Source organism: Rathayibacter sp. AY1C4 (assembly GCF_002932195.1).
Lineage (GTDB): Bacteria > Actinomycetota > Actinomycetes > Actinomycetales > Microbacteriaceae > Rathayibacter.
In genome coordinates, this window is the sequence record NZ_PSWE01000054.1 from 1 (window position 1) to 6,764 (window position 6,764).

The following is a 6,764-nucleotide window of genomic DNA, read 5'->3' on the forward strand; positions in this document are numbered from 1 at the left end:
CGCACCGCACCATTGGACACGACGTGCCAACACGGCGACGCCCAGGGGAGCGGGTCGTGGTGGTGGTCATGGTGGGCCTTTCTGCAGAGTCGGAGGAAGGGGGGCGGGGACCGGCGGCTGCCGGTCCCCGCGGAGCGGGCTAGCTCAGGTCCGCCGCGTCGGCGGCGGTGGTGTCGCCGGTGACGACCTGCTCGACCGGGGAGAGCGCGTATCCCCAGGCGGCGAGCTGGCGGAAGTGAGCGGCGGCGCGGGCGTCGCCGCGGCGCCAGGACTCTTTGCTCGTGTTCGCCTCCTGCCCTGCGAGGACGACGGCCAGCGCGACCAGGCGGGCCTTCGCGGGGTTCGCCTCGACCAGCGGGGCCAGCGCGTCGGCGTGGTAGCCGGAGGGCTGGGTGACGCCGAGGAGGGTGTGCGCGAGCGCGTTGCCGTTGCCCATCCCGCCCGACACCGACGAGCGGTGCGCGGTCAGTCCCAGGGCGATGACGCGCTCGGCGTCCTTCGGGAGGGTCTTCCGGGACAGGAGCGTCGTGATCCAGTCGCGGCGTACCGTCTCGGCGGCGATCCATGCGCGGTTGTTCGCGAGGAGGATGCGGCGCTCGGCGGACTTCGCTGCCTTCTCTTCCTCCGTCTCGGGTGCGGCGGGCGCGTTGTAGGCGTAGCTGAATCCGTGGGCGGCGGGGTCCTGGATCGCGTAGGAGACGTGGGTGTTGCCGTCGTAGATGGTGCTCACGAGGACGCCCCGCGGCTCGATGGTCGCGATGTGCTCGACGGTGACGCGCTTGCCGTCTTCGGTGCGCAGCGGGTCGATGACGACCCACGCGCTGCCCTCGCCGTCGACCTGATCGCGGGTGAGGACGGTGAAGCCTGCGGCCTCCTGGTTCGCCTCCTCCACGAGGACGGCGACGCGGCGGGCGCGCGCCTTGCGGTGGCGCTCTGCGGTGTGGGTGAACTGGCTCGGGTTGGTGGTGGCGACGGTGATGAGGTCGGCGCGGGCTTCCTCGTCGTCCTCAAATTCGAGGATGATCGCGGCCTGGTCCAGGGTCAGCTCGTGCTCGTGCAGCGCGGTCCGCGCGACTGCGGACTCCTCGACCGCCAGTCCCGCTTTCACGGTCGCGGCCTTGGTGCCGGTGCGCTTGGCGATGCTCGCGGCCGACAGGCCCTCGAACGACAGCTGCGCCCACGCGGCGGTGCGGTCGGCGGTGGTGAGTTCGGCGCGCTGGTCGTTCTCGATGATCTGCTGCACGATCCGCTCGGCGGTCTTGTCGTCGCCCTCCACGACGTAGACAGGGATCGTCGCGAGGCCGATTTCACGGCTCGCGAGGGTCCGGCGCTGCCCCGCGCGGACGATCACGTTGCCGTGCTCGTCGCGGCGTCCGAGCACGGGCGACAGGATGCCGCTCTGACGGATGGAGTCGATGAACTCCTTCGTCAGCGGGGCGCTGGTGCGGACGTTCTGCTCGATCACGAGGGCGGTCGGGTCGATGTGCTCGATGGTCCCGGTTGCGGTGGTGTTCACGATGGTTTCTCCTTGATCAATGTGCGATCATTGAGGCGACGGGTCCCGTGGTTCTAGTGAAACTACGGGGCTTTTGTCGTCTTCCTGATCGTTTTTCTTTGCCTCTCCGGCGGGATGAAACCAATTGAGTGGAGACGCCGTAGTGACGGGCTTTCCGGGCGAAATAAGGGCGCTTGCGCCCGCGTCCGGAAAGGTCGGCACGGAGGCGTCGGAGCGAGATAGGTTGAAACCGCGGAGAGGTGAAGAAAACAGAAAAACAGGCCGCGTAGCGGCTTCCCCTCGGCGGTGCTCCGTCACCGCTGCGCGAGTGCAGCTCGCGCCCCCCGGAACGGGGATGCCGGGGAGTGTGAGGGGGTCGCCCCTCACGGGCCGGCCCGCAGGCCGGCCCGCACCGCGCGGCTACCGGTCGGCGGGCTCGTAGCAGTTGGCGCAGTCGCACGGCCCGCCGGGGTTCTCCACCCGCTCGACGGCCGCGATCTGCGCGGCCTGCTCCGCCGGGGAGAGCGCCTGCCACCCCTCATCCGCCCGCCGGTTCAGCTCGACGCGCGCCGCACGCTCGTCCACCGTCTCCGGGGTCGGGGTGAGGAAAGCGGCCAAAGCCGCGCCGGTGTCCTGCTTCTCGGCGGCGGTGAGGAACGCGATCAGCGCGGCCGCGTAGTCGCTTCCGTCGTTGGTGACGGGGAACCCGCCCGGGCACCCCTCCCCGGGCAGGGTCAGGGTGTTGCGGACGTGCGCGAGGATCTCGGCGTCCGTGGCGGCGGCGTCCTCGTCGGACTCCGCGCGGCGGGTGGTGAGGATGAGGGCGAGCTGTTCGGCGCTCGCGCGGCCGGTGTCGGTGGTGGTCATGGTGTGGTCCTCTCAGCGGCTCATGAACGGGGCGACGCGGCGGATCGCTGCGCGGCGGGCGTGGGTGACGCAGTGGCGGAACGAGCCGCTGGTGATGCCGTGCAGCTCGTCGGAGTGCCACGCCTCCCAGACGCCGGACTTGCGGCGGGTGACGAGCACGGAGGGCGTCGTCTTGGGGTCGGTGCCCACGACGCGGATGCTCACCGCGCGGGTGTTTGCGAGCGTGAGATAGGTCTTAGCCGTGGTCTGCAAGTCGGTGGCGGTCTGCATGGTGTGGGTGCTCCCTCTGGCTGATCGTTTTTCTTTGCCTCTCCGGCGGGAAGAACCGTTTGAGTGGAGGCGGCGCAGTGACGCCTATTCCGAACGAAATAAGGGAGCGCAGCGACCGCGTTCGGAATAGGTGGCACGTAGCCGGTGGAGCGAAATAGGTTTGAACCGCGGAGAGGTGAAGAAAACGGGGAATCGGGCCGCGTAGCGGCTTCCCCTCGGCGGTGCTCCGTCACCGCTGCGCGGGCGGAGCTCGCGCCCCCGGAACGGGGATGCCGGGGAGTGTGAGGGGGGTCGCCCCTCACGGGCCGGCCCGGAGGCCGGCCCTCGCCCGCTCAGCTCGCCGCGGCCGTCTCCGCGACCGCCTCGCGGGCCGCGTCGAGTTCCGCGGCGGTGCGGTGTCCTTGCACGTCGGCGTAGGCGACGGAGTAGGGGCGCGTCCCGGCGTTCCAGTCCAGCGCGACGGTCACGGTCTTGGGGTTCACGCGGGTCACGACGCTCCACCCGTGCTTGTGCTTGATCGCGTCGCCCTTGGCGATCGTCTCGCGGCTGTAGATCGTGACCTGTCCCGCGGCGGCCTGCGCCTCGCGGACCTCCGACCAGTAGTCGCGCTGATCTTCGAGCTGCGCGCGCTCGGCGTGCAGCCGGTCGAGTCGGTCGCCGGTCGCGGGCGCGGTGGTCTCGACGTAGCCGCCGCCGAAGTTGTGCGAGCTGCCCTCGATCTTCCGCGTGTATCCGCGAATGTCGGTGTCGAGCCGGTCGATGCGGCGGGCGACCATCGCGGGCGCGTAGCGGGATTCGGTGGTCCTCGCGGCGACGTCGGCGCGAGCGCGGGCGCGGGTGGCCTCGCGGTCGGCCTCGACGCTGCGACCCATCGCGGCGTCGGCCTTGGCAATCGCGTTCCGATGCCGCGTCTCCGAGTGGTGGCCGATCTTGATCGGCTCCCCGCCCTCGGGCAGGCGGCGGAGGGCGCGGCGGGCGGCCTCGTCGGCGTCGTCCGCCTGCTCGGCGCGACGGTCAGCCTTCGCGTCGAGCGCGTCGACGCGGGCCGCCTGGCGCTCGAGGGTCGCCGCCTCCGCCTCGGCGGTCGGGCGGAACGTCTCTTCGGCCTCGATGGTGACCTCGTGTCCCGCGTCGCGCAGGGCGGTCGCGGCGCGGTTGATGGTCCACCACTTCGGCAGGCGGTCCCGGGACTGCGGGACGTACCAGGCGCCGATGGAGCGGCCCCAGCGCCAGCCGGACGCCTTCAGGATCTCGGCGGTGCCGTCGCCGCGGCTGGTGCCCTCGATGAGGGTTCCGGCTTCGGGGGTGTGGGTGATGGTGAGCATGCTCTGTCTCCTTCTCGTCTCGGCGGGGGTCAGTCGTTGTCGCGGAAGTCGACGGTCGTCTCGCTGCGGTCGTGCAGCGCGTACGCGGCCGGGTACAGGTCGAGCGCTCGCGCGACGTCGACCGGCACGACGACGTAGGCGTCGGAAGCCATGTAGCCGATCCGGCCCTCCCCCACGGGCTCGACGGGCTCGAAGTGCTGCAGCGTCACCCCGGCGACCGCTCCGCTGCGGGTGACCAGGTGCACGGCAGGGGTCTGCTCGGTCACCGGGTCGCGGCCACCGGCGCCGACGATGACCACCTGACGGGCGGTCCGGCTGATGCCCTCCGTCCCGGGTCCGTGGTACTCGCTCTTGATGACCTCGGTACGGGTGCCGCGCTGCTGAGTCATGGTGTGTCTCCCTCTGGCTGATCGTTTTTCTTTGCCTCTCCGGCGGGAAGAACCGTTTGAGTGGAGGCGGCGCAGTGACGCCGCTATCGGGCGAAATAAGCCCGCAGGGCGCGTCCGATAGCGGTGGCACGTAGCCGGTGGAGCGAAATAGGTTGAGACCGCGGAGAGGTGAAGAAAAAGAGGAAACGGGCCGCGTAGCGGCCTCCTACCGGCGGTGCTCCGTCACCGCTGCGCGAGTGCAGCTCGCGCTCCCCGGAACGGGGAATGTCGGGGAGTGTGAGGGGGTCGCCCCTCACACTGCCGGCCCGAAGGCCGGCCCGCCGCCTCTCAGCTCTCGTCGTCGCTCTCGTCGTCGTCGGCGTCGAGGATCGCGGCGATGCGGTGCGCGGTGGTGAGCACCCGCGCGGCCGTCTCGCGGATCGTGTCGGCCTTGCAGTCGCTCCACGTCGCGACGTAGCCGACGCTGTAGGCGCTGGTGTCGAATCCGACGAGCCCGGCGACGACGAACGCGACGGACTCGGCTTCCGTCTCCATCAGCCCTCGGTGCTGCGCGTACTCCTCCAGGTCATCAACGTGACCCATCAGCACGTGCGCGGCCTCGTGGATCAAGGTCTTTGCGGCCTGCTCCGGCGACAGGCTGGAATCCACGACGACCGTGCGCTCCTCGGGGGCGGCGTAGCCGTTCGTTCCCTGCGGCAGCGGGCGGCGCTCGACCGTCCACCCCTCGGCCTCGAGAGCGGCCGTCAGCGGCGCAATGACGCCGTGATCGTGCTCCCCGGTGAGTAACTGCGCGATGTCGCGGGGATCCTCGGCGCCCTCCATCAGGTCGGTCTGCTCGATCGCGAACACGGACACGAGCGGGTAGTACGTCTGGACTTTCTGCCCCTTCTCGTCGGTGCTGGTCGTGGTGCCCTCCTCGGCCTCCTCGTCGGCGGCGATCTTTCGCTGAGCGAAGCCGAAAATCTTGATCGCCTTCTCGCCCTTGCGCACCTGGCGGCCCTTGGCCTGCCACGCGCGGAACCCGGCGACGGCGGAGGCGTCGGGGCGCTGAGCGAGGATCAGCAGCAGGTTGCCCAGGCTGTAGCGGTGGAACGAGGACGCGAACGAGAGGAACCGTCGCCACTGGTCGGAGTCGCGCAGCGCCTCGACCTGCTCGGTGATGCTCTCGTGCAGCGCGGCGGCCTGCTCGCGGCGCTCCTCCGGTGTGGTCCGCGGGGCGCGCTTCTTGGCGGTGGTCTTGCGGGCGGTGGTCGTGCTGGTCATGGCGATTCTCCCTGTGCGAGGATCGACGCGACGGGTCCCGTGGTTCTAGATCAACTACGGGGCTTTCGTCTTGTCTGATCGTTTTTTTGTGCCTCTCCGGCGGGAAGAACCGTTTGAGTGGAAGCGGCGGAGTGACGCCTATTCCGAACGAAATAAGGGAGCACAGCGACCGCGTTCGGAATAGGTGGCACGTAGCCGCTGGAGCGAAATAGGTTTGTACCGCGGAGAGGAACAAAAAACCTCGAAGCAGCGCCGCGCAGCGGCTCCCCGTCGCCGCAGGCGATGTGCGCGAAGCGCACCCCGCGCCTCGAGCGGAACACCGGGGAGGGTGAGGGGCCGGCCCCTCACGGGACGGCACCGCCGGCCCTCTCCCACCTCCCGACCGCGACATGCTGACTTGTAAACATGCCTACAAGTCAGCACGCGCGGCCGGTGTGGGTCACAGGCACCAGTCCTCGGACCAACCGGAGGGCGGGACGACAGCGTGCGCCTCGCCGGTCCAGTGGAGGTAGTAGAGCGTGCTGCCATAGTCGTGATCCCCCGCGGTGACGTCCATCTGGCGGTTCTCCACGTCCGGCTCCGCGCTGCTCCACCGGGTAGAGACGTCCACCGCGCGGAGTTCCCCGGAGTCGGTCACGAGCGTCTGGCAGACGGGGCACCGGAGCGCTTCGTACGTCTCGCCGTCATCGGTCACCGTCTCGATCAGAAGCTCGGGGGCCGCTGCCCACACCTGCTGGTGCAGCTCCTCGATCGTCGCGAGCAGCGCTTCCGCGCGGCTCCCCGGCGTCTCCTGCGTGGTGGTGGTGTCGAGTTCGGTATCGGCGGTCATCGGCGTGGACTGCATGATGTGGCGCTCCCTTGTCTGATCGTTTTTTTGTGCCTCTCCGGCGGGAAGAACCGTTTGAGTAGAGGCGGCGGAGTGACGCCTATTCCGGGCGAAATAAGGGAGCTTGCGACCGCGCCCGGAATAGGTGACACGGAGACGACGGAGCGAAATAGGTTTGCACCGCGGAGAGGAACAAAAAACCTCGAAGCAGCGCCGCGCAGCGGCTCCCGGTCGCCGCAGGCGATGTGCGCGAAGCGCACCCCGCGCCTCGAGCGGAACACCGGGGAGGGTGAGGGGCCGGCCCCTCACGGGACGGCACCGCCGGCCCT

General features: G+C 69.8%; 7 protein-coding genes. All 7 read right to left on the minus strand.

Annotated features, from left to right (window positions below; translation table 11 throughout):
* Positions 1 to 139: 139 nt before the first annotated feature.
* Positions 140 to 1,516 carry a ParB/RepB/Spo0J family partition protein gene (locus tag C5C99_RS16390; RefSeq protein WP_104256247.1) on the minus strand — a complete coding sequence of 459 codons (1,377 nt, stop codon included), beginning with the start codon at positions 1,514 to 1,516 and terminating at the stop codon, positions 140 to 142.
* Positions 1,517 to 1,915: 399 nt separating this feature from the next.
* Positions 1,916 to 2,362, minus strand: a complete 447-nt coding sequence (locus C5C99_RS16395) for a hypothetical protein (protein ID WP_104256248.1) — start codon at positions 2,360 to 2,362, stop codon at positions 1,916 to 1,918.
* A gap of 12 nt (positions 2,363 to 2,374) precedes the next feature.
* Complete coding sequence (locus C5C99_RS16400; RefSeq protein ID WP_104256249.1) at positions 2,375 to 2,632, minus strand: hypothetical protein; 258 nt, start codon at positions 2,630 to 2,632, stop codon at positions 2,375 to 2,377.
* 332 nt (positions 2,633 to 2,964) lie between these two features.
* Positions 2,965 to 3,957: a DUF3560 domain-containing protein gene (locus tag C5C99_RS16405; RefSeq protein ID WP_104256250.1), complete on the minus strand. Its 993-nt coding sequence runs from the start codon at positions 3,955 to 3,957 to the stop codon at positions 2,965 to 2,967.
* A 29-nt stretch (positions 3,958 to 3,986) separates the two neighbouring features.
* Positions 3,987 to 4,346 carry a hypothetical protein gene (locus C5C99_RS16410; RefSeq protein ID WP_104256251.1) on the minus strand — a complete coding sequence of 120 codons (360 nt, stop codon included), beginning with the start codon at positions 4,344 to 4,346 and terminating at the stop codon, positions 3,987 to 3,989.
* 327 nt (positions 4,347 to 4,673) lie between these two features.
* Positions 4,674 to 5,609, minus strand: coding sequence for an ArdC-like ssDNA-binding domain-containing protein (locus C5C99_RS16415; RefSeq protein WP_104256252.1), 936 nt, complete (start codon positions 5,607 to 5,609; stop codon positions 4,674 to 4,676).
* A 439-nt stretch (positions 5,610 to 6,048) separates the two neighbouring features.
* Positions 6,049 to 6,453: a hypothetical protein gene (locus C5C99_RS16420; protein WP_104256253.1), complete on the minus strand. Its 405-nt coding sequence runs from the start codon at positions 6,451 to 6,453 to the stop codon at positions 6,049 to 6,051.
* Positions 6,454 to 6,764: the final 311 nt, after the last annotated feature.

Coding starts and splice junctions, on each gene's coding strand:
- C5C99_RS16395 (WP_104256248.1), bottom strand. CDS start 2,362: ATGACCACCACCGACACCGGCCGCGCGAGCGCCGAACAGCTCGCCCTC.
- C5C99_RS16400 (WP_104256249.1), bottom strand. CDS start 2,632: ATGCAGACCGCCACCGACTTGCAGACCACGGCTAAGACCTATCTCACG.
- C5C99_RS16405 (WP_104256250.1), bottom strand. CDS start 3,957: ATGCTCACCATCACCCACACCCCCGAAGCCGGAACCCTCATCGAGGGC.
- C5C99_RS16410 (WP_104256251.1), bottom strand. CDS start 4,346: ATGACTCAGCAGCGCGGCACCCGTACCGAGGTCATCAAGAGCGAGTAC.
- C5C99_RS16415 (WP_104256252.1), bottom strand. CDS start 5,609: ATGACCAGCACGACCACCGCCCGCAAGACCACCGCCAAGAAGCGCGCC.
- C5C99_RS16420 (WP_104256253.1), bottom strand. CDS start 6,453: ATGCAGTCCACGCCGATGACCGCCGATACCGAACTCGACACCACCACC.